At 63.6% G+C, this 25,555-nt stretch carries 20 protein-coding genes and 2 pseudogenes; 17 read left to right on the top strand and 5 right to left on the bottom strand.

The genetic code is table 11. The features are described 5' to 3' along the window. Positions 1–61: 61 nt before the first annotated feature. The 17 genes from WIX39_RS23980 (at position 62) to WIX39_RS23900 (ending at position 18,958) form a co-directional block, all read left to right on the top strand. Positions 62–2,053, top strand: coding sequence for a type VI secretion system Vgr family protein (locus WIX39_RS23980; protein ID WP_409196015.1), 1,992 nt, complete (start codon positions 62–64; stop codon positions 2,051–2,053). A 37-nt stretch (positions 2,054–2,090) separates the two neighbouring features. Next, on the top strand, positions 2,091–3,836 hold the full coding sequence (locus WIX39_RS23975) for a DUF4150 domain-containing protein (RefSeq protein WP_081271252.1): 1,746 nt from the start codon (positions 2,091–2,093) through the stop codon (positions 3,834–3,836). 39 nt (positions 3,837–3,875) lie between these two features. Next, the gene (locus tag WIX39_RS23970; protein ID WP_409196014.1) at positions 3,876–4,892 is read left to right on the top strand and encodes a hypothetical protein; all 1,017 of its coding nucleotides are present in this window, start codon (positions 3,876–3,878) and stop codon (positions 4,890–4,892) included. 13 nt (positions 4,893–4,905) lie between these two features. Then, positions 4,906–5,424, top strand: coding sequence for a hypothetical protein (locus tag WIX39_RS23965; protein WP_409196013.1), 519 nt, complete (start codon positions 4,906–4,908; stop codon positions 5,422–5,424). Next, positions 5,421–5,729, top strand: a complete 309-nt coding sequence (locus WIX39_RS23960) for a sulfurtransferase TusA family protein (RefSeq protein WP_409196012.1) — start codon at positions 5,421–5,423, stop codon at positions 5,727–5,729. Before WIX39_RS23965 ends, WIX39_RS23960 begins: the two co-directional genes overlap by 4 nt. Before the next feature lie 33 nt (positions 5,730–5,762). After that, positions 5,763–6,905: a DUF2169 family type VI secretion system accessory protein gene (locus WIX39_RS23955; RefSeq protein ID WP_409196011.1), complete on the top strand. Its 1,143-nt coding sequence runs from the start codon at positions 5,763–5,765 to the stop codon at positions 6,903–6,905. A 222-nt stretch (positions 6,906–7,127) separates the two neighbouring features. Further along, positions 7,128–7,610, top strand: coding sequence for an Hcp family type VI secretion system effector (locus tag WIX39_RS23950; RefSeq protein WP_081271256.1), 483 nt, complete (start codon positions 7,128–7,130; stop codon positions 7,608–7,610). 41 nt (positions 7,611–7,651) lie between these two features. Beyond that, positions 7,652–10,825: a type VI secretion system Vgr family protein gene (locus WIX39_RS23945; protein ID WP_409196010.1), complete on the top strand. Its 3,174-nt coding sequence runs from the start codon at positions 7,652–7,654 to the stop codon at positions 10,823–10,825. A 4-nt stretch (positions 10,826–10,829) separates the two neighbouring features. After that, positions 10,830–11,273, top strand: coding sequence for a hypothetical protein (locus WIX39_RS23940; RefSeq protein ID WP_409196009.1), 444 nt, complete (start codon positions 10,830–10,832; stop codon positions 11,271–11,273). A gap of 23 nt (positions 11,274–11,296) precedes the next feature. After that, the gene (locus tag WIX39_RS23935) at positions 11,297–11,740 is read left to right on the top strand and encodes a DcrB-related protein (protein WP_409196008.1); all 444 of its coding nucleotides are present in this window, start codon (positions 11,297–11,299) and stop codon (positions 11,738–11,740) included. 26 nt (positions 11,741–11,766) lie between these two features. Further along, positions 11,767–16,206, top strand: coding sequence for an RHS repeat-associated core domain-containing protein (locus tag WIX39_RS23930; RefSeq protein ID WP_409196007.1), 4,440 nt, complete (start codon positions 11,767–11,769; stop codon positions 16,204–16,206). Between the two features lie 2 nt (positions 16,207–16,208). Continuing rightward, positions 16,209–16,535, top strand: coding sequence for a hypothetical protein (locus WIX39_RS23925; RefSeq protein WP_409196006.1), 327 nt, complete (start codon positions 16,209–16,211; stop codon positions 16,533–16,535). 26 nt (positions 16,536–16,561) lie between these two features. Further along, positions 16,562–16,771, top strand: a complete 210-nt coding sequence (locus tag WIX39_RS23920) for a hypothetical protein (protein ID WP_409196005.1) — start codon at positions 16,562–16,564, stop codon at positions 16,769–16,771. Positions 16,772–17,039: 268 nt separating this feature from the next. After that, a complete protein-coding gene (locus WIX39_RS23915) occupies positions 17,040–17,576 on the top strand; it encodes a hypothetical protein (RefSeq protein WP_409196004.1) in 537 nt (178 codons plus the stop codon). 110 nt (positions 17,577–17,686) lie between these two features. After that, the gene (locus tag WIX39_RS23910) at positions 17,687–18,013 is read left to right on the top strand and encodes a hypothetical protein (RefSeq protein ID WP_409196003.1); all 327 of its coding nucleotides are present in this window, start codon (positions 17,687–17,689) and stop codon (positions 18,011–18,013) included. A gap of 17 nt (positions 18,014–18,030) precedes the next feature. Then, positions 18,031–18,546, top strand: a complete 516-nt coding sequence (locus tag WIX39_RS23905) for a hypothetical protein (protein WP_409196002.1) — start codon at positions 18,031–18,033, stop codon at positions 18,544–18,546. 43 nt (positions 18,547–18,589) lie between these two features. Continuing rightward, positions 18,590–18,958, top strand: a complete 369-nt coding sequence (locus tag WIX39_RS23900; protein ID WP_409196001.1) for a hypothetical protein — start codon at positions 18,590–18,592, stop codon at positions 18,956–18,958. Between the two features lie 36 nt (positions 18,959–18,994). Here WIX39_RS23900 and WIX39_RS23895 read toward each other — a convergent pair. The 5 genes and pseudogenes from WIX39_RS23895 to WIX39_RS23875 all read right to left on the bottom strand — a co-directional run bounded on the left by WIX39_RS23895 (position 18,995) and on the right by WIX39_RS23875 (position 25,287). Continuing rightward, positions 18,995–19,567: pseudogene (locus tag WIX39_RS23895) on the bottom strand (HD domain-containing protein). An 88-nt stretch (positions 19,568–19,655) separates the two neighbouring features. Continuing rightward, entirely contained in the window at positions 19,656–20,057 is a 402-nt protein-coding gene (locus tag WIX39_RS23890; RefSeq protein ID WP_409196000.1) for a DUF4431 domain-containing protein, read from the bottom strand. Beyond that, a pseudogene (locus WIX39_RS23885) lies at positions 20,054–20,655 on the bottom strand (helix-turn-helix domain-containing protein). Before WIX39_RS23885 ends, WIX39_RS23890 begins: the two are co-directional and overlap by 4 nt. 792 nt (positions 20,656–21,447) lie before the next feature. Beyond that, the gene (locus WIX39_RS23880) at positions 21,448–22,677 is read right to left on the bottom strand and encodes a hypothetical protein (protein WP_409195999.1); all 1,230 of its coding nucleotides are present in this window, start codon (positions 22,675–22,677) and stop codon (positions 21,448–21,450) included. 96 nt (positions 22,678–22,773) lie between these two features. Continuing rightward, on the bottom strand, positions 22,774–25,287 hold the full coding sequence (locus WIX39_RS23875) for an ATP-binding protein (protein WP_409195998.1): 2,514 nt from the start codon (positions 25,285–25,287) through the stop codon (positions 22,774–22,776). Positions 25,288–25,555: the final 268 nt, after the last annotated feature.

The raw sequence follows: 25,555 nt of genomic DNA, 5'->3' as shown, positions 1-25,555 counted from the left end.
GAGTGCCATGCCAACAGGCGCAGCACGGTCAATCCGCGTTCTCACCGCTTCTTGTGCCGCCATGCCCACACTGGGCGGGCAGCCCGCACTAGAGCCGTTGGCCATGGAAGGCGACGAAGGCCTGAGCAGCCTGTTTCGCTACACCGTCACGTTCAGCACGCCCGAGCAGGCCGGCTACAACGAGCGGCAGGCCGCCAACGTGAACATCAAGCAGCTCGTGGGCGAAACGCTCACGGTGCACATCGTGCTCGACGGTCGCCCCGGCGCCGGCGAAGCCAGGCGCCATATCTCGGGGTTGGTGACGCGCGTGCGCTTCCTGCGGCTGGAGAACCGCCGCGCGTTGTACGAAGCGGTGATGGAGCCTTGGCTCGCGCTGGCCACGCGCACGAGCGACTACCGCATCTTCCAGAACAAGACCGTGCTCGACATCCTCGGCGAGGTGTTCTCCGACTACGAATTCGTCCATGAAGTGAAGGCTGCCCGCAGCTACCCGACGCGCGAGTTCCAGGTGCAGTACGGCGAGAGCGACTTCGACTTCGTCGCGCGGCTGATGCACGAGTGGGGGCTGTACTACTACTTCGAGCACGCCGAAGACAGCCACAAGCTCGTGATCGTGGACGACATGTCCGCGCACCAGCCGTACGCCAATGCGGGCTACCGGAAGATTCCGTTCTACGGTGCCGACGACACCGTGCGCGCCGAGCACTGCGACCGCTTCAACGCCTGCGAGACGCTGCAGAGCGGCCAATGGGTGACCGACGATTTCGACTTCAAGCGCCCCAAGGCGCGGCTGCAGCAGGTGAGTGCCATGCCGCGCAAGACCGCGCAAGGCAGGCAGGAACGCTACGGCTGGCCGGGCGACTACGTCGTCGAATCCGAGGGCGAGCAACTCGTGCGCACGCGCATGGAAGAGACCGGAAGCCAGGGCGAGCGCGCCAGCGGCTCGGGCAACCTGCGCGCCGTGGTGCCGGGCTGCCTGGTGACGCTGGAGCGGCATCCGCAGAACGAGGCCAACCGCGAATACCTTGTGACCGATGCGCACCTGCGGCTGCAGGACGTGGGCGACGCGAGCGCGCAGCAGGAGTTCGAATGCCGGGTCGACTTCGACGTGATCCCTTCGAGCAAGGTCTTTCGCGCGCCCGCGCCCGAGGCGCCCCGTCCGCGCACCACGGGGCCGCAGACCGCCATCGTCACGGGTCCGGCCGGCCGCGAGATATGGACCGACGAGTACGGACGCGTGAAGCTGAGCTTCCACTGGAACCGCTATTGCACGAAGGACGAGAACAGCTCGTGCTGGGTGCGTGTTTCATCGCCCTGGGCCGGCACCAACTTCGGCGGCATCCAGATCCCGCGCATCGGGCAGGAGGTGATCGTCGACTTCGAGAACGGCGACCCCGACCGGCCCATCGTGACCGGCCGCGTCTACAACGCCGACAACATGCCGCCGTGGGAGCTGCCGGCCAACGCCACGCAAAGCGGCCTGCTCACGCGCAGTTCCGAAGGCGCGACCGACGCCAATGCCAACGCGCTGCGCTTCGAGGACAAGAAGGGGCAGGAGCAGGTCTGGCTGCATGCCGAGCGCAACCAGGACATCGAGGTCGAGAACGACGAAACCCACTGGGTCGGCCGCGACCGCAGCAAGACCATCGAGCGCGACGAAACCGTGAACGTGGGCCATGACCGCACCGAAACCGTGGGTCACGACGAAACCATCACCATCGGCAACAACCGCATGGAGACGGTCAAGGCCAACGAGCTGCTGACAGTGCTGCAGAACATGAACCGCTTCGTCGCGCTCACTTCGTCGGAGGAAGTCGGCATCGCCAAGACATCGCTGGTCGGGCTGACCCAGACGGTTGCGGTGGGCAAGAGCAAGAATGAAACCATTGGCGAAGATTTTTCGCTCGACGTCGGCGAGAGGCTCGTGATCACCGTGGGCAAAAGCCGGCTGGAAATGACGAAGGACGGCCAGGTGACGCTCACCGGCGCCAAGTTCGATTTCCGCGCCACCGGTGCGGTACGGATCAACGGCAAGGTCATCGACCTCTGCTGAGGTCCGAAGACCCGAGAAGACCAGGACACCGCGATCCATGGCTCTGGACCCCAAGGCCACCGCGTCGTCGGCCTTCCTGCCTGCCTCCCCGGGCGGGGCGTTTGCGGGCGGCGCGGGGCCGGGCCGTATCGCCCGCCTGGCCGTCATCGTCGGCAGGCCCGCGCCCAGGTCGCCCGCGAGCGCGGCGCCTCCGGAGGCCGGCCGGGACGCGGCGCAGGCGATCGTGGTGTGCACGGCCCCCGATGTGTGCAAGACACCCATCGGCTCGGCCACGCCGCCCATTCCGTACCAGATCACCGGCAAGCTCGGCGATGACTCCAACACTTCGCAGGACGTGTTCCTCACGGGGCTGAAGGCCTTCAGGTTCGACAGCGTCGTCACGAACGTCAAGGGTGACGAGGCGGGCTCGGCCACTGGCATCAAGTCGGGCACTGTCGGCGACATCGCGGAGCCGAAGACTGCTTCGACAGTCGTCCGGGTCAATGGCCAGTGGCTGGTACGCGACGGCGACACCTTCTGGATGAACCGGCGCAACACCATTGGGGAGCTGAACTACAAGAAGGACCGCGGCACCTACTGGTCGCCCGACGACGGCAGCACCATCGACGACAGCGAGGCCGAGGCGCTTCTCGCGAAGGCGAGTGCCGATGGTGCCGTCATCGAGTACTACGAGACCGACCAGGAGAAGACCGGCAAGGCGCGCCTCATCCCCGCGACGGGCATGGCCGACTACGCAAGCCTGGTGCGCACGGCGATGGGCGAGAAGCCCATCCTGCTTGCACAAGCCCAGCTGCAGCAGATGCCGAATGCACCGGTCAGCGACGTGCGCCCCGGCGTCATCCCGCAGACGCGGCCGGCTCCGACCCCGAGCTTTCGGCCCGGCCCGGCGGCCAACGACAACGTCTTCCGGCCGCCCGCGGGCATGCCCCGGCCCGGAGGCAGCGCCGGAATGGCCGGCAAGGCCGCCGGCATCGCGGGGAAGATGCTCTTCGTGCTCTGGATAGCGCAAGGTGCGCCGATGCCCGGCGACAGCCTCATCCTCGGCAAGTCCGCAGCCAGGTCCGTCCTGGAAGGCATCAACCCGCAGACCCCGCAAGAACAGGCCATCTACGACCAGGCCTTGAATCATCTTGCCGAATACAAGGCCGGCGTCTATGACTCGTGGTGGCCCACGGGTGCGGACAAGTTCGACGCTGAAGTGCGCAAGGCCGTCGAAGACCAGATCGCCCAGGAGCGTACGCGCGCCCAGCAACAGCAACAGGCACAGTCACAGGCTTCGCAGGCCCAGCCCGCGGCCAACCCCGACCCGGAGGCCGGCGTGCGCGTAGAGGGCAAGCCCGACCCGTGCAATCCGGGCGCGCACGGAAAGAACGATTGCCCGCCGGGACAGGATTCTCATCACATCATTGCCGACTACATATTGCGGCTCGGAACCCGCAAGGCGCCCGGCCCGCGGGTGCCGGGCGCGCCTTCGCTGGACGAAGGCCCGGCGATCTGCCTCTCCGAGAGCGAGCACCGCGAGGTGCACCGCCTGATGGACAACGCGATCCGCACGGCGGGGGGCGCCACCGGCACCGTGCCCTTCGAGAAGGTCAAGCAGATCGCCTACGACGCGCTCGGCAAGGCCAAGCCCGATTGCAAGGGCAAGTTCGAGGCCGCCACCGACGAGTTCTTCAAGAAGATGTCGAACGACGCGCTTGTACGGGCCTACAAATCGGCCTCCAAGGCCGTGAAGGCGGCTGCGCGCGATGCGCTCAAGGCCTCTGGCTGGCCGATCGAATAGAGTGAAGCGAAACACCCGCACAACCCACACCGCACGCACATGGAACAGTTTCCTCCCCCTCCCTCCACGCCCCAGTTGCGCTTCGAAACCGGTGTCGCGGTGAACCGCCAGTTCCTGATCGTCTCGTGCTCGAAGCTCGAGGAGCGCTTCGACGGCTTTGCGCGTCTTTGCCTCTTCACGCCCGACAAGCCCATGCAGTGGCGCTACTTCGATCTGCCGCTGACCATCAGCGCCGCGGCGCTGCAAAGCGCGGGTGGTTCCGACGGCTCGGCGCAGGCCTTTGTCTTTGCCGCCGAGGACGGCGACATCGTGCGGTTGCCGGTCGGCAAACCGCCGGTGATGGAGCGCATTGCGGGTGCGGGCCTTTGGGACGACGACTCCGAGGGCTGGGGCTACATGAATGCGGTGCGCCAGATCGGTGCCCGCCTGTACGCCTGCGGCGACGGCGGCCAGGTCTATTGCCGTGAGAACCATGGAGAGGGCGACAGCGAGGGCGAGGGCGAATGGGTGCACGTCGACCACGGCCTGCTGCAGCCCGCGGAAGGCGAGCACAACCTGATGCTGAACGCGATCGCGGGGCCTGGCGAGGACTCGATCTACCTTGCCGGCTGGGACTCGGACCGCAACGCCGGCCTGCTGTTTCATCGAGGGGCCGATGGCGCCTGGACGCCGGTTCCGGTCGAAACCGCAAAGCTCACCGGACTGTGCGTGGAGGGCCCCGACGCAGTCTGGGCGTGCGGCCACGGAGGCGCGCTGCTGCACGGCAGCCATGCGGGCGGCTTCACCGACGTCTCGGCGCTCGACGACACCCGCAACTACAGCGACGTGGCGATCTACGGCGACAAGGTCTACCTCGCCACTGCCGAGGGGCTGTTCTTGCGCGAGGGCGGTGCGGTCGAGCCGGTGGACACCGGCCTCGTGCCGGCGCATGCCGACGGGCACGTGCTGCAGGCGGTCGACGGTGTGCTCTGGTCGATCGGGTACCGGGACATCGTGCGCTTCGACGGCACCAGCTGGGAGCGCATCGTCTTCCCGGGCAACCCGCCCATCGCCTGAGCCGGGCGGTGCCGTGCCCTTGTGGAAGCGCGATGTGGAATGGGTGGCCGAGGCTGCCCAGCGCATCGGCTGCCATGGACTTGGCGACTGGCTGCCCGGCTTTGCCGACTGGGCGGAGTTCACGCCGGCGGCATGCCCGCCACCGGAGCCTTCGCATGCGCTTGCGCACTACGCCAGCCTGTCGCGCGGCCTTCGCATGCTGCTGCGCGGTGCCTTCGCAACGCAGGCCGTCGACCCGGAGCACTGGGTGCTGCACGAACTCGAGATCGATGCCGCCAGGCTGCCGCTGCCCTTCGGTCTCGATGCCGGGCGAGAAACTCCGCAGGCAGCGCGAGCAAAACTGTCGGCGGACACAGCCTTCGGCCGCAGCGTCGACCTGCGTGCCGGCAGGCGCCGCATCGTTCACTTCCTGGCGGACGGGCGCGTAGTGGGCGTGGACTTCAAGGCACCGATGGTGGGAATCGAATCCGTGCTCCTGCAGCGCGTGGTAGCCATGCCCGATTTCCGGACCATGAAGGAGGAGGCGAGTTGACGTCCTCCGGTGCCGGCCCGAGCCCGGCCACCGCGTTCCTGCCTGCGAGCACGGCGCCTGCGTCCGACGCCGCAGGCGGAATGCATGCGCTGCTCGTCGACACCCGCGGCACCCGCTGCCCCACGCCGCTGCTGCGTCTGCGCAAGGCGTTGCGGCGCTGCGAACCGGGGCGGGTGCTCGAACTCGCAGCCGACGACCCGGCCGCCTTCATCGACATTCCACGCGCGCTCGCCGGGTTGCCGGCGCAGTTGTTCGCCGTGCGCGACGAGGGCGCGTCCAGGGTCTTCGTGATCCTGCGCTGCTGACCGGAGCGCGGACGCTTCCTGCTGAACTCCACAATGGCTCCGCACCTCGAGAATCGCACGCCTTTTTCCGCACTCGCCTTTTCGCAGTTCCATCGCGACGGCACCGACATGGCCGTGCTGGCGGTGCGCGGAAGCTTCCACGTGGTGGCGAATGCGCCGCTCGTGCTCGCACCGCGGCAGGAAGAACTCGAACTCGCCGACCGCTACGAGGGTGATCCCGCCGGTGGCCTGCTGGTGCGGACCTGCGACATCGTGCCCTTCAAGCCGGCGGCCGATGTCACCATCCTGGGGGCGAGCTGGGCACCGCAAGGGGTGGCGTCTGCCTCGTGGCTTGCCGGCGTGCGCCTGGGCAGGCTCGAGAAAGTCGTGCGGGTGCACGGTCCCAGAGCCTGGCAATGCGCCGCGAAGCCGGAGGCCGACGAGAAGCACGGCGCTTCCGGGAAGAAGAAGGAATGGGTGCTCTCGCCGGCCAGGCCAGTGAAGGCCGTGGCGCTCGACTGGCGTGGCGCTTTTGGAGGCGAGATACCCGGTACGGGCGACGGGCAGGCGCCCGCCGACGTCCATCGCCACAACCCCATCGGATGCGGCATCGTGGACGCGGAGCACAGCCCCGGCGATATCGACATTCCCGCGCCCTGCATCGAAGACCCCGCCGACCCGGTGCTCGACTGGCGGCGCCACGACTACGTGCCGCAGGGCTTCTCCCCGTTGCCGCCGGTATGGCGGCCGCGCCAGCAGTTCACGGGCACCTTCGACGACGCGTGGCTGCAGGCAAAGCATCCGCTGCTGCCCGACGACTTCGACTACCGCTTCTATCAATACGCCGCGCCCGGCCTCATTCACGAGGAGCGCCTGAGCGGCGATGAAGAACTGCAGCTTCTGCACATGCATCCCGGTCACTCTCACATCCAGGTCTGGCTGCCGGGCGTGCGCCTGTCTGCCGCCGCGCATTGGAAAGATGGAGACGCAGCCGCGCTGGAGATGACCCTCGACGGCGTCCACGTGGACATGAACGCCGGCCTGGCGTCTGTCTATCTGACGTGGCGCTGCTGGGTGCCCAAGCGATCAGGCATCCGGCTGATGGAACTGCGGATCGAGAACCCGTCGAGGCTGCTGGAAATCGGGAGCCGGTATGTGGGGTGCGAGCGCATTGCGGGCGCACCGTACCCGTTGTGAGTCATTCAGCCGGTGCCTGTAATTCTTTTTGCGCATGCCGTTTGGCACTGGCCTGCGGTGGGTGCCTGGCTTAAGGTACGGACGGATTCGATGCGCCGACGTCGCTGTGTCACCAGCGCTGGCGTCATCCGGTTGTGATTCGCTGCCGTCCGGCTGCAAGGGCAGGGCGGCTGGTTCCACGGTGCCCTGCATGGGCACGCAATTTCTGAGGGAGTTGATCTCATGGCAGTAGACATGTTCATGCGCGTCGAAGGCGCGAACGGCGAATCCAAGGATTCGAACCACAAGGAGTGGAGCGACATCAAGTCGTTTGCGTGGGGCGCAACGCAGCCCGGAAACATGGTCAGCGGCGGTGGCGGCGGGGTTGGCAAGGCCAGCTTCAACGACCTGCAGGTGCTCGCGCGCATCGACAAGGCGGCACCGTCGGTGCTGAAGAACTGCGCCAGCGGCAAGCACCTGAGCAAGGTCGAGGTGTCGGTGTGCAAGGCCGGCGGCTCGCAGATCGAATACACGCGCATCACGCTCGAAGAAGTGCTGGTCACGTCGGTGCAGTACACGGCCGAGCAGGGCTCCGACGCCGTGTTCGTGCAGTACGCCTTCCAGGCCGCGAAGGTGAAGCAGCAGTACTGGGAACAGACCGACAAGGGCGGCAAGGGCGCCGAGACGGTGCTGGGCTGGAACATCAAGGAAAACAAGGAAGCTTGAGTTCCCTTTGCCGGGTGCGTTGACCAGGGAGCCTTCCACGAATGACCCGCAGCTTCATCGCCCACAGCGCGCTGGGCGAGCGCCTGAAGTTCCGCTCGATGACGGGACAGGAGCGCATTTCCGCACTGTTCGAGCATCGAGTGCGGCTCATCAGCGACATGCCCAACATCCAGCCCAAGCGCATGCTGGGCGAGGACATGAGCATCGAGGTGAACCTTGCCACCGAGCTTGGCGGCGCCGGCAAGCGCTTCCTGAGCGGGCAGGTCACGCGCTTTGCCTACGTGGGCAAGGACGACGGCGACATGTCCGTGTACGAGGCCACGCTGCGCCCGTGGCTGTGGTACGCCACGCGCCGCTCCGACTTCAAGATCTTCCAGTTCAAGACGGCGCCGCAGATATTGCAGGAGGTGCTCGCGCCCTACGGCTTTGCCATCGACGCGCGCCTGAGCGGCAACTACCGCACCTGGGACTACTGCGTGCAGTACGCCGAGAGCGACTTCAACTTCGTCAGCCGGCTGATGGAGCAGGAGGGCATCTACTACTTCTTCTCGCACGCGCAGTGCAGCCACCAGCTGGTGCTGTGCGACGGCCCTGATTCGCACACGCCGCTGCCCAACGGCCCGGTGAAGGTGCCGTACCACGCGGGCGTGCTGGCCGCGCAGATCCTCGAGCAGGACTTCATCGACAGCTGGAGCCATTCGGAAGACATCGCGTCGGGCAACTTCGCGGCCGACGACTACGACTTCAGGAAGCCCAACGCCGAGATCGACACCGTGCGCCAGCAGCCGGCCGGCCACAGCCGCGACAACTTCGAGATCTACGACTGGCCCGGCGGCTACACCGAGCTTGGCGACGGCGAGAACTACGCGCGCCTGCGGCTGGAGCAGCTCGCCGGGCGCCGCGAACTGGTGAGCGCCGAAGGCAACCTGCGCCACATGGCGCCGGGCTACCTGTTCGAGCTGGCGCGCCACCCCAACGCCGAAGACAACCGCCGCTACCTGATCGAGGCCGTGAGCTACGACTTCCAGGAGAACGCGCTGCGCGTGGTGGGCGCGGCGGACGCGGCCTACAGCGAATCGACCAGCAGCACCAGCTACCGCCAGACCTTCGAGGTGCTGCCCGACAGCGCGCCCTACCGGCCCGAGCGCGTCACGCCCCGGCCGCGCACTACCGGGCCGCAAACCGCGGTGGTGGTCGGCCCGGCGGGCGAGGAGATCCACACCGACGAATACGGCCGCATCAAGGTGCAGTTCCACTGGGACCGCTATGGCCGGCGCGACGAGAACTCCTCATGCTGGATCCGCGTGTCGCAGACCTGGGCCGGCAGCAACTACGGCGCCATGCACATACCGCGCATCGGTCAGGAGGTGATCGTAGACTTCCTCAACGGCGACCCCGACTACCCGATCGTCACCGGCTGCGTCTACAACGCCGCGCAGATGCCGCCCTGGGAACTGCCGCGCCACAAGACCCAGACCGGCTTCCAGACGAACTGGAGCAAGGGCGGCGGCGGCAAGCACATGCTGCGCTTCGAGGACAGCCGCGGCACCGAGCACATCGAGCTTTCCACCGACCACGGCAACACCCACCTGCACATGGGCTACCTGATGAACCAGGGCAGCGGCGTGCAGCGCAGCTACGGCTTCGAGCTGCGCACCAACGAGTGGGGTTCCATCCGCGCGGACAAGGGCCTGCTGCTGACCACCTACACGCAGGACTACGCGCAGCGCGCCTCGCGCGACAACCCCGACGGCCACGAGCACATGGGCGCCACGCTGGCGCAGAGCAACGCGCTGATGCAGGCGTCGGGCCAGGCCGTTGCGGCCACCAAGGCGCTGGTGGGCGCGATGGCGCAGGGCAAGAACCAGACGCTGATGGGGCTGGTGCAGGGCGTGCAGGCCGCGGGCGGCGTTGCGCAGGCCGTGGCGGCGCTGGCCGCGGGCGGCACCCCGGAGGCGGGCGTTTCCGACAACCCCGACCCGGCCATGGCCGACGCGCAGCAGATGCTCGACTTGTCGCGCAAGATCGACAAGCCAGTGGTGTCCATCGTCAGCCCCGAGGGGCAGACCATGATCAGCCCCAAGCCGATCGTGGTGAGTTCGGGGCAGAGCGTGTCGGTGCGCGCCACCTCGGCCATGACGCTGACCACCGGCGCGCAGCTCACGCAGCTGGTCACGGGCGGCATGCTCACGCAGGTGAGCGAGGGCGGGCAGGTCAATGTGGTGTCGGGCGGCGACATCGTCTCGCACGCCAGCGCCGGCGCCGTCAACCTGGTGTCGAAGACCGACGCCTCCATCACCTCGACCGACAGCAACGCCAACATCACCGGCCGCAAATCGGTCGTGATCCAGGCGGCCGACCAGGACGTGTTCGTTACCGGCAAGACCAGCATCTCGCTGATCTGCGGCAAGTCGTCCATCGTGCTGCTTGCGGACGGCACGGTGAACATCAACGGCGTGAAGGGCCTCGTCAACTTCACGGGCGAGCTCGACCAGCGCGGCAGCAAGATCTTCCTGAACTGCGACGCGCCGATCGGCAGCGAGCCTGAAGAAGCGGTGGTGGAAGACGGCGTGCCCGTGGCGCCCGCGGCCGCCGCCACGTCGGCGGGGGCATCGGAGCATGCCGTGCCCGCGGCCGCGCCGCCGGGCTATGTCACCACCGGGCTCGGCAAGGGCGTCGACGCCATCGCGGCGCGTTCGCCCACGCTGCAACGGCAGGTCAAGTTCCTGCAGGGCCAGGGCTGGAAGATCGGCTACGGCGCAGCGGGCGGAGGCACATATGCCGACACCAACCCCGCCGTGAAGAAGATCGTGATCGACGGCAACTACGCGAGCGACCCGTACAAGACTGCCGCGTCGCTGTCGCACGAGGTCGGGCACGCGGTGTATTCGTACCGCTTCAAGCCCGACATGTCCTCGAAGACCGCGTTCGTCAACAGCATGCTCGGCTCCGAGGGCGAGGCCGCGCTCAACCAGATCCAGGTGCAGCGCGAAGTGTGGCGCGCGGCCAAGGTCGACATCCTCAAGGGCGCGAACCCCGCGAACGTCGAAGCCTTCAACGATGCCTACAACAGCATGGTGAAGGGCGGCACCCGGGAGGCCGCCAGGGCCGCCGCCGGCAAGTACTACGGCACGCTCACCACGTCGACCACCGGCGAGCAGTACACGCAGTACTACGGCAACTCCTACGACAAGAAATATGCCGGCAAGCACTGAAACCATGAACCCGCAAGCCACGGCCATGACGCTCTGGCAGGCCATCGATGCGCTGGCGGCGCAGTTGCCGTTCTCCATGCAGAAGGTGGGCCGCACGCTGTCGACCACGCTGAGCGACACGCATGCCGAAGGCGGTACCGTGTTCCAGTTCTTCGAAGGCACGCCGGTGCGCCTTGCGGATGGCGCCGAGCTTGCGCGCATCGACCTGCGCATCAAGCGCGAAGGCGCGCATCCCGGCTTCCTGGTGCTGGAGCTCAAAGGCCGCTGCGTGCCCTTGGCCGAAGTGCGCCAGCACTACCCCGCGCTGGAGATCACCGGCGTGCCGCGCGGCCACTCGCTCGATGAATCGACCAGCCACACGGCCACGCTCGGCTGGGGCCGGTTGTCGTTCGGCTTCACCGAGCGCAACCCCGACTGCCTGGCCTTCGTGGCCTTCGACCCCGCGTAGAACACCCGCAAGAAAGCAGCCTGATGAAGTACCACATCCAGGAAGGCCGGTTCGACGTGCCCGACGACGGGCGTATCGACCGTTCGATGAACGTGCTGGCCATGCCCGACGGCTCGGGCACCACGCTCATCGTGAGCCGCGACGCGCTGCGCGAGCAGGAGAGCCTGGCGCAGTTCGTGACGCGGCAGATGAACGACCTGACGCGCCAGGTGAGCCAGCTGAAGGAGGTGTCGCGCACCGACATTTCCGTGGGTCCGGTCATCGCGAGCCTGCGGGCCATCGAGCTTGCCACGCAGTTCAGGCAGAACGGGCAGGCGCTGCACCAGCGCCAGGCCGTGTTCGTGCTGCCGCAGGACCCGGCGGGCAAGGCCGTGCTCATTCTCACGGCCAGCAGCCCCGTGCCCTTCGATGCCGATGCGCTCGCGCTGTGGTGGCGCACGCTCGAGAGTTTTCAGCCCAGGGCCTGACACCTCCATGAAGGCCGCGAAGACCCATGGCCGGTAAACCCGCCGCCCGGCTGCACGACCCCATTGCCCACACCAATGCGCACGCGCGCTTCTGGGCCAAGTTCGCGGGCGGGCTGATCGGCGGCATTGCGGTGGGCTTTGCCGCGGGCCTGGCGGCGGCCGCCGTGGTCGGCACCGGGGGGCTTGCGGGGCCGCTGGTGGCGGGCGCCGTGGTGGTGGGCGCGCGCATGGCCGGCGGCTACCTCGGCGCGAGCCTGGGCGAGTCGATCGCCGATGCGCTGGTGCCCGAGACCCTCACCGTGACCGGCATGATCACCAGCGGATCGTCGGACGTGTTCATCGACAGCAAGGCCATGGGCGCCGCGCGCGCCTCGCCGGAGATGCCGATGGACACCGTGAGCTGCAAGAACGACTCGCCGCAGATCCTTCTTGCCGAGGGCGCGGAGACAGTGTTCGTCAACATGGGCGTCGCCTCTCGCAAAGACGACCATACCGAATGCGGCGCCAAGGTGAGCGAAGGCTCGCCCACCGTCTTCATCGGCGGGCCGACCGCGCGCGTGCGCGAGGTGGCCGACGAGGTGCCGCTCATCTCGAAGGTGCTGGTGACCGTGTTCAACCTGGTCATGATCTACCGCGGCCTGCGCTGCCTGCCCAAGCTCGCGCGCCAGGGCAAGAACGCGCTGCCTTGCCTGATCGAAGGTGCGGTGGGGCTGGGCATGGGCATCCACGGCATGGTCAGTTCCTTCGGCAACCCGGTGCATGCGGCCACGGGCGGCAAGTTCCTGGGCGGGGAGAGCGAGCTCGACTTCACGCTGTCCGGGCCGTTGCCCATTGCCTGGCAGCGCTTCTACGGCAGCCATGACCTTCGCCGCGACGGCGCGCTGGGGCAGGGTTGGAGCCTGCCTTATGCAATGGAGCTGCGCCTGGGCAGCGACGACGAAGGCCAGCCCATCGTCACGCTCATCGACGAGCAGGGCCGCCCGATGGTGCTGCCCGACATCGAGCCCGGCACCCGCCAGTACAGCCTGCGCGACGGCCTGGACCTGTGCCGCACCGAAGGCGGCCACTACTTCATTCACGTGCCGGGCGGGCTGTTCTTCATGTTCGAGCCGCCGGCCGAAGGCGGGCCGCACGCGCAGACGCTGAAGCTCGCGCGGCTCGAAGACCGCAACGGCAATTTCATCGACCTGCGCCACGACGCGCTGGGCCGGCTCGCGGCGCTGACCGACAGCACCGGGCGCCTGCTGGCGCTCGACTACCCGGGCGAGAGCCGCCGGCTGGCCGCGGTGCGCCTGGCCGCCGGTGCACCCGGCGAACTGCCCGGCGTGCTGGTGGCCTACAGGCACGACGCCGAAGGCCGCCTGCTCGACGTGACCGACCGCAACGGCGCGGTGGTGCGCCGCTTCGGCTACGACGCCCAGGGTCTCATGAGCTTCCACGCCGACGCGGCGGGGCTGGAGTGCCACTACGAGTGGCGCGGCTCGGCCGGCGACGCGCACGTGGCCCGCCACTGGACCAACGACGGCGAGAGCTACACCGTGCGCCGCATGCCCCCCGCCGCCGACGACGCACTGGCGCTGGGCGAGACACTGGTCGTCGACCAGCTCGGCCGCGAGTTCGCCTGGCACTGGAACGCCGACCATCAGGTCACCGACTACACCGACGCGGCCGGCCGCCAGTGGCATGCGGAGTACAACGACCTGCGCCAGCTCGTCGCCATCACCGAGCCCGGCGGTGCCACCACGCGCTGCACCTACGACCCCATGGGCTTCATGAGCAGCCGCATCGATGCGCTGGGCCGCACCCGGAGCACCGGCTGGACCGAGTTCGGCGAGCCATGGCGCGAGACCCTGCCGGACGGCAGCACATGGACCTACGCCTACAGCGACCAGGGCAACCTCGTGCGCGAGACCGATCCGCTGGGCCGCACCACCGAGTACGCCTACGACAGGCGGGGCCTGCCCATCGTCGTGACCGACGCCAAGGGCGGCACCAACCGCATGGCCTGGAACGACTGCGCGCAGCTGCTCTCCCTGACCGACTGCTCCGGCAAGACCACTCGCTATGCGTACGACGGCTGGGGCCACCTGCAGAGCGTGACCGATGCCGCGGGCCAGCGCACCCGGTTGACGCACGACGCCATGGGGCGTCTGCTGTCGGTGTCGCTGCCCGACCAGAGCCACCAGTCGTTCCGCCGCGACGCGGCCGGCCGCATCGTGGCCGCCACCGATGCGCTGAGCCGCAGCACGCAGTTCGCATTCGGCCTGCGCGGCCAGCCGCTGGCGCGGCAGGACGCAGAGGGACGCCGCATCGCATGGCACTACGACAGCGCCCAGCGCCTGCAGTCGCTCGTCAACGAGAACGGCCTGCACTTCGAGTTCGTGCGCGACGCCGCCGACCGCGTGGTGGAAGAGCGCCGCGTGGGCGGCACGCGCGTGCAGGTCGAATACGACGCCAACGGCTGGCCGGTGTGCATCACCCATGTGCCGGGCATCGGCGACGAAGACCTCGCGCTGCACGACGGCACCGGGCCACGGCCCGCCGCGAGCCGGCCCTTGCGCACCGAACTGCTGCGCGACGCCGTGGGCCGCCTCGTCGCAAAGCGCACCGGAAGCCACCACTACCGCTACAGCTACGACCAGCTCGACCGGCTGACCGAGGCGGTCAAGCTGGAGGCGCCGCTACCCGGCACCGGCGGCGAAGTGCGCGCGCTGCACCGCACCGTGTTCGCCTACGACAAGCTCGGCCGCCTCATCGAAGAGACCGCCATCGACGAGCTCACCGGCGAGACGCACACCCTGCGCCACGCGCACGACGAACTCGGCAACCGCACGCAGACCGTGCTGCCCGCCGTCGCGTCGCAGCCGGGCGTGCAGCGCGCGCTGAACTACCTGTACTACGGCTCGGGCCACCTGCACCAGGTCAACCTGTCGCAGCGGCACGGCGACGCACCCGAGGTGCACCAGCTCATCAGCGACATCGAGCGCGACGACCTGCACCGCGAAGTGGCGCGCAGCCAGGGCGCGCTGCACACCCGCTTCGCGCTCGACCCGCTGGGCCGGCGCGCCGCGTCGTGGTGCCGGGCCGGCGGGCTGGACGCGGCCTTCACCACCCAGGACCCGGGCTGGCGCCAGGCCATCGACAGCGCCGGCACCCCCGGCGCCCGCGTGCTCGACGGGCTGATGAAGGAATACAGCTACGACCCCGTGGGCGAACTGCGGCAGAGCCGGCATTCGCTGCAGGGCACCACAGCGCACAGATACGACGCCACCGGACGCATCGAGCAGACCGTGCACAGCGCGGCTGCCGCCAACAGCGAACGCTTCGCCTACGACCCCGCGGGCAACCTGCTCGACCCATCGTCTGGCGCGCCCGGCTACGTGCGCGACAACCTCGTGCGCGTGTTCGAGGACAAGCGCTACAGCTACGACGGCCATGGCCGGCTGGTGCGCAAGAAGGCGGGCAGGCACACAGAGCAGCGCTTCGAGTGGGACGAGGAAAGCCGCCTTGTGGCCGTGCACACCACCCGGCGCCCGGGCACGCCCGAAGCCACCACGCAGCTCACGCGCTTCGACTACGACGCGATGGGGCGTCGCGTGGCCAAGCACGACGCATTCGGCAGCACGCGGTTCATCTGGGAGGGGATGCGGCTGATCGAGGAGCGCAGGGGCTCGCAGGTGGTGAGCTACGTGTACGAGGCGGGCAGCCACGTGCCGGTGGCGCGGCTCGATGCGAAGGCCGGGCCCGCCTCGGCATCGACCACGGCGCAGGTCTTTCACTTTCACAACGACACCGCCGGCCTGCCGGAAGAACTGAGCAACAACGAAGGCCAGCTGTGCTGGCGCGCGAACTACAGGACATGGGGCGCGACCGTTACCGAGCAGTGGGAGGTTACGGCCCTGAATGGCCGCGCCGTTGCATCGACCGGCACGGTGCCCCAGGCCATCGAGCAGAACCTGCGCTTCCAGGGCCAGTACCTGGACCGGGACACGGGGCTGCACTACAACACCTTCCGGTTTTATGACCCGGACATTGGGCGGTTCATCAGCCCTGACCCGATCGGGCTTGCGGGCGGCGACAACCTGCATAGCTACTCGCCCAACCCCATCCGATGGATCGACCCGCTGGGTTGGATCTGCGGCGAGACGCTCGCACGGCCGGTCGGCTTCAACAGGGGCAGCCGCAACTTCACGCTGGAGCAGGGCAACGCCACCTCGGGCTGGAAGCACATCTACGACCGACACGTCGACCCGGCGCGGTTCCCCAACAAGTCAAAGTTCAACTCCAGCATGAGCCAGGGAGAGATTTCCTCGCTGCTGGGCAAGACGCTCAAGCACGGCAAGGAGTCGAGCTACGAGGGGAAGGCCGTGTTCGAGTCCCGGCTGAAGTACGACGGACAATACAAACGCTATCGCGCCACCGTCAACGAAGACGGAACCGTTCGAACCTTCCACCCGCTGGACTGACTATGCTGGACATCTACTACACAGACCCCTCCACAACGGACATGCCCGAAGACCCGGGCAGCCTGGAACTGGCGGGTTCCATCGAACTCGATGCGCACCGTTCGCTTGCGGCGTTGTTCGACAAGGGCACCAAGGCCGGTGCGAGTTTTAAGTACTTTGAAGATTCCCTGTTGACGCCTGCACAGGTTGCGACGCTGCTGAAAATCTTCACTTCGAATGTGGGAGAACTCGGCGGCAACCGCCAGGCGCTTGCGGCGTTCGACGCGATGCGCGGCATCTTTGATGGAGCGGTGAGCAAGGGCGCAGGGCTTGTGGCGTTCGGCGACTGAGCCTGTGGATCAAATCCACGCATTCCATGACATCGATCGACTTGTTGTACGAAGACTTGCAGAATGCGCCCTCGCTGCTTTCCGTGGCTGACGAGGTGCGCTTCATGCTTGGTTTGACGGCGCTCGAATCCGAAGACATCGCGCGAAACAGCGAAGTTTTCTTCAGAATGCTCGACCGGCTCGAAGACTCTCACACCACGGATGACGCCACGCCTCCGAGTACCCCGAGGCCGTGAAGATCTTCGAGCGCTTTGCGTCCTTCCTGGAAGGACTTGCGCCGAACATTCCTGCTCGGCAGGAGTGGCTCGAGAATGCAGCAGAGAACTTCCGTCTTCGGTGAAACGCAGGCTGGTGAAGCACGTCGAATGTTGAAGCAACCCATCGCCGGGCAGCTCCACCTTCCCGCGGACCGGGGCATGCGACGGTGTTCCCGACCCGCGATATGCCGTTTACAGAATTCCAGGCTTTGTTCGAATCTCTGCCTTGGCAGCATGCAGGAAAAAAATGAATGATCCGGATGCTTTTCCTGACGAGTGGCGCCTCGTGAAGGAGGCGGAAAACGCTCTTCTTGTCAGTCGATTCAATTTCAAAAAGCACGCTGACTTCAAGAAGACCATCCTGCTGGCCCTGAACACCACTTCGGAGCAGGCTGCCGCGCTCAGGTTCCTGAAGGACGATGCCCCCGGGTTGAGCGATCCGGAGTTGGCCGAGATTGCTCCCGTAGTCTTGGACATCGCAGTGGACGGAAATATCGACAATCTCATCATCGCAAGGGCCGTGCTTCTGCAGTATTCCTCTCACTTTCTCCAGAGCAGGAAAACAATAAAGAGCTCGCTGGATCGCCGACTTCACGAGTACCTTTCGAGCGACGACGAGTTTCTCTACAGGCGATTGGCTGAATTGCTGGTAACTCTGGATCTGCCGGATGCCTTGGCTAAGTTGTTGTTGATCTGCAAGGACAACGGCAACCCGGAAATCGCAGAGATATACCAGGACTTCTCTATCAGATATGCAGCCGGTGGCGGCTTGAAAAACGAATAATCGAGGTAGCGACACCGAAGACCAGATGCGCTCGATCTGTCCCAGCAGGGGATCGTTCGAGGACTGCTACCCCCTGATGCTGCGGTGTTGAATGTGGCCCCGATGCATCCATGCTCGACATCTACTTCGTCCCATCTTCATGCAGCACCATGCCCAAGGACCCGCGCGGGTTGGTGCATGCGGGCTCCATCGACTTCGATGCACATCGCTCCTTGGCCGTTGTGTTCGATCAATGCGGGCAGGCGGGCGCAAAGCTCAGCTACTTCGATGACTCCCTGCTGCGCCCCGAGCAGGTCGTCACGATGCGGCGTGTGTTCGACGCGCACACCAGCGCGCTTGGCGCGAATCGCGGGCAGATCACCGCGTTCAATGCGATCCGGGAGATTCTTGATCGTGCCGCAGAACAGGGCATGGGGCTTGCGGCGTTCTGCGACTGAGGCCGGAGAAGAGCCCCTTGAAGAACACGCAACTGTCGATGCTTCCACCGTTCATCCTGGATGCGATAGCACAGCCCGGCGGTTCTGTGCATGACCACGCCCGTTTGGTCGCCGGCTTGGGTGCTGCGCTGTCGAACGGTTTGGGCGTTGCGCTCGTTCTGGACGACGACATGAATTACAACCACGCACAGTCGCTGACGTGCAAGCTGTCTGGCTGGGACGCGGTGTTGAAGAAGCACTTCGAATTCGATGTTCGCTTCTACATCTCGTCGAAGGCGCTGCTGTTTGCCGTCTACTGCTTCGACAGGAAATGGGGCATGGTCGATCGAGGCAATGTCAATCACCCGATCGATCCGGCGAAGTTGCCCGAAGCGGCGAGGGCTTCGATAGACAAGGGCCGGGCCGTGCTTGCGGCGCAGGGTCTGCAGGAAGTGGCGCACGCGTATTTCTTTCTGCCTGCACCGGGCTGCACCACGCAGCTCGACGGCTTGCCGGCAACCGTGTTCGAAAGCCTGTTCGCCGAGCTTGTTTGATCCGACTCTTGAGCTGCCATCAAACCGATGGTCTAGGAATGGAATGAACCCCGCAGCACCAAGGCCGCCAAGCGATCCTGCCCAGGATGTCAGTGCCGCCATCCAGCGCATTCTGGACAACAGGAACGACGAGGTCGAAGGCACCTTCTGCCATGCGCTGTTCGAAGAAGGCTTCTTCGACGATGCCCTGCTCGGCGCACTCATCAACGACATGGAACTTGTGCTGGGTCAGGACGCGGTGAGCCCCGTGCATGGCAGGGTCATCAGCTGGGTGGTGCTCAGCACGTCGAAGTGCTTCTTCTCGCACTTCGACGCCGACGATCTCTACAAGATCAAGAACTTCGACGAGGCGCTTTACTCGCGATGGTGCGACGGCCATTTCGAGCGCCTGCGGGAATTGATGGCCCGGTAGCGCTTTCTTTGCCGCCTTGACGAACTGCGCTGCCCGCTAGGCGGGCGCGATGTTGCGCCGCGTGTCCGCGTCGACCAGCTCGCGCAGCGCGCTGAACAGCGGCGTGGTGCTTGTGTGCTTGCGGCCGTAGCCAAGGTTGAAGGCGTAGTCGAAGCCCTCGGGGTTGGCGCCCTGGTTGTGCTGCAGCATGGTCTCGAGCTTGTCGAGCGCCTTCACGGCCTAGGCGTCGGGGGAGGCGGCGGCTTCGTACTCTTCCCACAGGGCGAGCAGTTCTTTGCGCAGGCCGTGCGCTTCGAGCGGCGCCATCAGCGTGAGCAGGTCGCGGCGCTCGCGCTCGCTCTTGTCGGGGTGGGCAGCCTGGCTCACCGCTGGAATGTCGCCGTGAATCGCCTCGCCCAGGTCGTGCACCACGCACAGCTTGAGCACCTTCAGCAGGTCGAGCCCGGCCAGCTCTTCGCCGAAGCCCATGGCCATCAGGCACAGCCGCCAGCTGTGCTCGGCCGTGCTCTCCGCTCGGCCGGAAGAGGTGCGGGCGCTGCGCAGCACGTCCTTGAGTTTTTCCGCCTCGCGCAAGAAGGCGAGCTTGCCCTTGAGTGTCTCGATGTTCATCGCGGGCATCGTAGGCAGGTGGGGCGGCGATGTCCACGCATGAGATATGCGTGGCGCCTTGCGGGCGGACAGGGGCGTGCGTCGAGGGCTACTTGACGGGCGTGATCGACACGGGAAAGACGAGCACGCTCGTCTGGTGGTTGCCGTTGTCCGCATGAAAGAGCGTGCCGGTCACCTTCACCGGCTTTCCCTTCAGGCGCTTGAACGCCGCCATGGTCTTGTCGCCGAGCGCCATGTGCAGCAGCACCAAGCCGTGTTCGGCGGGCCAGTCGCGCGGCTCGTCTTGCGGCACGGCGATCGGCTCGGTGAGCCGTATCGCCGGGAACTTGAGCTTCACGCCGTCGGGTGTCATGCCGTCACCGGAGACCAGCGTGCCTTGCAGCGTGACGATGGCGGGGTCGTAGGGCAGTGTCTTCGCGGCCGCGAGCGAAGCGGTGAGCGCAAAGGCCAAGGCGATGCGAGCGCAGAGCGTGACGAGCGCGCGGGTCATTGAAGCGAGGCCGGCAGGGGCTCATCGAGCGTTTCGACCAGCCGCGCCGACGTGCCGTCGGAGAGCGTCATGCGCGTCCACCGGCACGCGCTGTGCTGGGCACCAGCGCTGAACTGTTGGTGCCCGTCGCGAACTCCAGAGAAGGCGGCGCGAGTGTGTCGCGCCAGCCGATGCCGTCCAGCATCGCCTCTTTGCCCGCGATTTCGGGCGTGGCACAGCGCCACAGCGAACGGACCAGCAGCGTGGACAGCGGCGCGCCGAACTCGGCATGCCTGCGCGTGGAGCAGGCCAGCAGGCGGTGCGTGATGTCGCACACCAAGTGCACCGCGCGCGGGCTCTCGCCGACGAGCCTGGCTAGCGCGTGGTCCGCGGCTGCGTCGAGCCGGGCCGACAGCAGTTTTTCTGCACGTGCGCGCTCGGCCGGCTCCATCGTCTGCGTGCCGGACTCCCAGCGGGAGATGGTCGATTGCGCGACGTTGAACAGCTCCGCGGCATGGGATTGCTTGACGCGGTGCAGGAGGCGCCAGCATTTGAGGGCCGGGCCTAACGAAGGCGTGATCGAGGGGGTGATCGAACGGGTAATGCGCGGGTCTTGCATGTCGATGTCTCGTCGCCAAAGACGGCCACTTCGATTGGTTTCTGGATGCGGGCAAAGTTGCGCGAATGCGCATTTGTTCGCTGCGCCGAGGTTTCCAATGCGGCGCTTCTCTTCATACATTTATTGACCGCCGCGCTTCACGGCGGGACATCGAAGCACCCTGCAGCGATGTCGATGTGAGGCAAAAAAGGCGACGGCCAAGGTGCGCGAACACCCTGACCGTCTGACCACTCAATGTGCAAATCTTTGGAAAGGCAGCACACCAAATGGCTGATCGAATCATCGCCGGGCAAAACACGCCCTCATCCGACGACACCCCCACGGGCCCGACGCGTCGGACATTCTTGAGAACAAGTTGACCCAAATGCAATCTCTGCTGAGTTGCTGCTACGGCGACTGGAGCGAGTGATTCGAGGGAATAGGGGAGCGGCACCGGGACAACATCATGTGGATCGCGGCAGACCTGACGGACGACATCATCGGGCTCACGCAAGAACTCATGAAGCGACTCATCGCGTTGGAGCAGCCGAAAGCCTAGAGCGTCGACGGGTGGGTGTCGCAACCCACCTCTGATCTTCATGTTTGGACCGCAGCCATCGCAACCTGTGACAGCTGGGAGCGGAAATACGCTGCGGTCTTTTCGCCGCTGCAGTAGAAAAACACCATTTCTTGCCGCGCGTGATCAACGGGCATAGGTATTTTTGATAATGAGGTCGACTGCCGCAGCGGCGTTTGTTTTGGTGTCGGTTTGTATAGTTGCCGCCCCAACCAATGAGCTGAAAATCAACTAGGTCATTGACTTTCATCCGGACGAAAACTGATGATCGCCGGTCGAGTTAAATGTTGTGCTCCAAGCGTCGTAATTTGCATTAGGAGCTGTTCGCGTAGCCTGCAAAGCGGTGTCCAATTTTCAAACTCCGTGGGTACCATTGTGAAGGTCAAATGCGCGTTAAATATCAGTCGGACGGGATACTCAAAATCGTCCAAAATAAAGGACGGAGTAATGATTTCCGCCTTGAGAAGACCTCCCTCAGGTCGCTTTGCCTCGGCGGGGACCACGGCGCCGAGCATAAAGGGTACAGGGCCCTTGCGGCTTTGGGCGTAATCACAACTGGCGCCGATACGTAGGACGCAGAGGCGGCTTAGTCTGCGATCCGATCTTTCGAGAATTTTAAAAGTTTCTGCAAGCATCGGCTTCGCTGGCAAATTGAAGCGTTGCGTCATCGGGGCGTTTTCAAGTTCTGCGTCGGAAAGTAATGACAATGCTCCCCAAGTTCCAGTTTTTAGATCTTCAGTTGATCGGGTGGCAACATGAAGCATGCTATTCAGTCGTGCGGCATCTTTAAGCGGCGGCGCTTGAACCTGTTCGACTTTTGTCACCGCTTTTTTCCAAATTAAATCACTGTTTTGGCCGGCGCGTTGATTTGCGATTCGGTCGGACAGGATTGGTATTAGTGCTGCGTTAACAGCGTTATAGGGGTCTGCAATGGCGTTTTCTTTGCCAACAGCCTCAAATGCAAGCAGACTCAATACTTCATCAAGTCCCTCCGAAAAACGCGCTGCTGTCCGGTCTTGTGCTGCAACGAGACTCCCAATTTCGGATAGTGCCGTGCCCGCCGCTTTCAGAACCTGCATTTCCCAATCAAGCAAAGCTCGGAGTCTTGGGTCCGTCTCAATGACGCTCGTTACATCAGCTGTCAGTTTTTCTCCCGGTGCGCCGCCAAGGTAATCATTTTTATTAAGACTAAGGATCGCCAGCGGACGCTTGGTGGCCTCAAGTCGGTCCATAATTTGAGCCGCAAAGGCATCTTTTTGTTCTTGATGCTTTGTCCATAAAATGATGACATATGGCCCCGCTGTCGGGTCTATACCGTTCTCGAGCATGCTGACAATAACAGCAGATGTTTGAGCGACATTGTTCGATTGTGCTCCAATTGTCAAATGAAGATCTAGAAAAAGAAGTCTCACACCACGGAGATTTTTTTCGTCAATCCCGTGAGCCTCATCGTATTTGAGAGGCAAACAGGGAGCTCCTATCTTCTGAAGACAGTCCGCGAGTTGCTTTAGTTCGTCTTCGTTGTCGTCAACAATAATGTACCGCGCTGGTGTAAACACAGTCTATTTCTCCTCTTTAAAAACTAGCGCAATCACAGCTCCCGTGAATTCCTCTGGAATATCAAAATCGGAAACTGACGGAAAAAGCAATTCACCATCGTTCAAATTCATTGCCAAGTTTGCATAGTAGAGGCCTAGTCCCATTCCGTCCGGCCGGCGGGAAAAGAACGGCTCGACCAATTGCTCAGGAGGATCGCGAAAACCGGGCCCATTGTCTGCAATAACGAGAGCGGGTTTGCCTCCGTGATCCGGCACAACGTTCATGAAAATACGGCGCGTCCCTTGAGGAGCGTTGTCTGGCTTACCGACCTTCAGCCAATGAATGGCGTTATCAATGATGTTAGTTGCAGCACCGAGGGCTAAACCAAAGGCAAATACAGCGGTCGCATCTTCCGATTGCTCCTCTAATGCTGGACAAACCAGTTGCACGTTGTGAACGCGAAATCGGACCAACGTAACATCTCGAGTACGTTTTGCAAGCTGCTTAAGGGAATAGGATTTTTTATCACCTTTGCGCAACAGTTGGGTAGATGTCTCCAGTACCGCTTGCAATTGGCCAACCTGTATTGTTAGATCGGTCATGGCAACCCCACTTGCGAGAGCTGTCGCAAGTGCACCAATTCCACGCTCAACCTCATGAAAGACGACTGCAAGACCTACTTGTGAAATACCGGCTCGAAGAAAATCTTCTCGCAGTTGACGGAATTCCTCCTCGACTCGTTTAAGTGAGGGATCAACTTGCGACAAAAAGCCTTTTGACCGTGCAATTTTTCGCACATCAGCAATTGGCCCCGCCACTTCTCGATCTGCACTTGGCGCTTTTCCTGTGACGAGCCGAATTTTCTCTTTGTCTTGACGTCGCTCGGTTTCGAATACGCTGATCGCACCGAGGACAACTTGGCGCAGGCGACGATAAGCAGCGCTTTCAACAAAACCCTCCCGGCTAGTTTTCTCTCGTAATCCAGAGCTCTTTTCAAGATCAAGTTCGACCAAACCAATCACGATATTTCGGCTCAAATTCCGAGAAGGACTATTTACTCGCCGAAGGTCGAGGCTGAGCCAGTCATCGCCTGGCTCTCCGTAGTTATAAATTCGAATGTCGTCTCTATAGACGCGGACGCCGCCATTCTGGTCAAGAAATCTTTCAATCAGGCGTGACTGTGCATATCTTGCCATTACCTCACGATCGCGGTCATATACATACAGCATTCCCTTAATGGGGCCCGTTCCTTCAATCGTCGACTTGTCGGCCAAAACATTGATGGGACGTTTGAATTTTGGTGACTTGGCCGCGTCGAGATCATCGGGCTCTCGATCGCCAACGATCTGCAGTGGTTCGCTTTCAGTCAATTTTCGGGGATCAACCTGAACGCCCGGTACACCTCGAAACTCGTAGGTGTAGTTCAGAAAATTTCCATCAAACTCAAATTTAAATTTCCAAGGCGCGCGATCGAGCAATGTTGACGCGTCAGGCAATTCCGAGATCCAATTTTGAAATCCCGGAACGCAAAATGCAATTGAGAAGTCATCCGCTTTTGATGAGAACGGAGACGAAATAGAGATGATTTGTCTGTAGAGGTCTCGGACCTCGGCGCGAGACCAACTCTTCTGACTCAAATCATCGATGCGAATTCGCGTTCCGGTGGCGTCGCCTTTGAATGTTTTTGGTTCACGTTCAATCACCGTAACTGCGGCATCCTCGAGAAATCGATTTGACATTAAGTCAGACCAATCGATTGATACAAAGCACTCCCGGCATCCAGCAGCTCGAGTGGTCATTTTGACTTTGCCACCAAGCTTGTGGACGGCAAACCGCCCAACTCCCTTTTCCCCGAGCGGAAGTCGGTGAAAATGGGGTGAGCGACGATCTAGATTTCGGTCTTTTTCACGGTGATCGTCGCCAGGTACCAGCCATACATCTCGAATGGTGTCAAGCGACATTCCTTGCCCGTCGTCTTGCACTTTGATCCACGGATTTGCCGTGCCAAGCTCGCCGAGGGTGACGGTTACATTGCTAGCATCCGCGTCATAAGCATTTTTCACAAGCTCAAAGACTGCAAGCTTAGATGAACCAATAAGTTGATCACCTAACAACTGCAAAAGTCTGGCCCGAGGTTTAAATGCCTGACTGATCCGTCGTTCAAGTGATTGTCGTGCAGTCTCGGGTGTTACGAAATTGGCCTTAACAGCAAAAATTCTACTCCCAATGCTACCGATGATAAGCTCGTCACCTTCATTGGCCCATGCGATTATTTCACGCCCCATTCGAGGCTCAAAAGGTCGATTGGAACCTGCTCGTATTGAGTTGTAATACGATGAAGAAAGCGGAGGGCGAACTTCGCCTAACACTTCGAGATTAATAAGGTTTTCCGACTCTGCGGTCCCCGGAGAATATCCGGCCGATGCCATTGCGTCGCGCTGTGCTTCATTGGGTAAATAAGCCTTTTTTTCTTTGTCGGTGTGCGTAACCTTCTTAAGTCCATATTTATCAAATACAGAATCCCATCCATCCGCCATATTGTTCCGATCTTGAGCAGGCTAAATATTGACTCAGAGCATATATCGATAAAAGCAGTGCGTGAACTTTTGCTACGCCTGCATTTCGACATTGTTTTGTCAAACTGTACTTGATCGCTCGGCCGCTCGGTAGTGTTGAAAACACTCGACGGAAACGCCGCCGGACCCGAAGTGCGGTGGGCACAGTACCGAGGAGCAAGAGACATTCACACCTAAGACGTCACGAGTTGGCGCCACTAAGTATGTGTTGCTGGATGTTCCTTCCGGC

The sequence above is a fragment of the Variovorax sp. AB1(2024) genome, from assembly GCF_037482385.2.
Taxonomy (GTDB): Bacteria; Pseudomonadota; Gammaproteobacteria; order Burkholderiales; family Burkholderiaceae_C; genus Variovorax.
The sequence above is the reverse complement of the archived record's forward strand: the minus strand, read 5'-3'. Positions and strand labels throughout refer to the sequence as shown.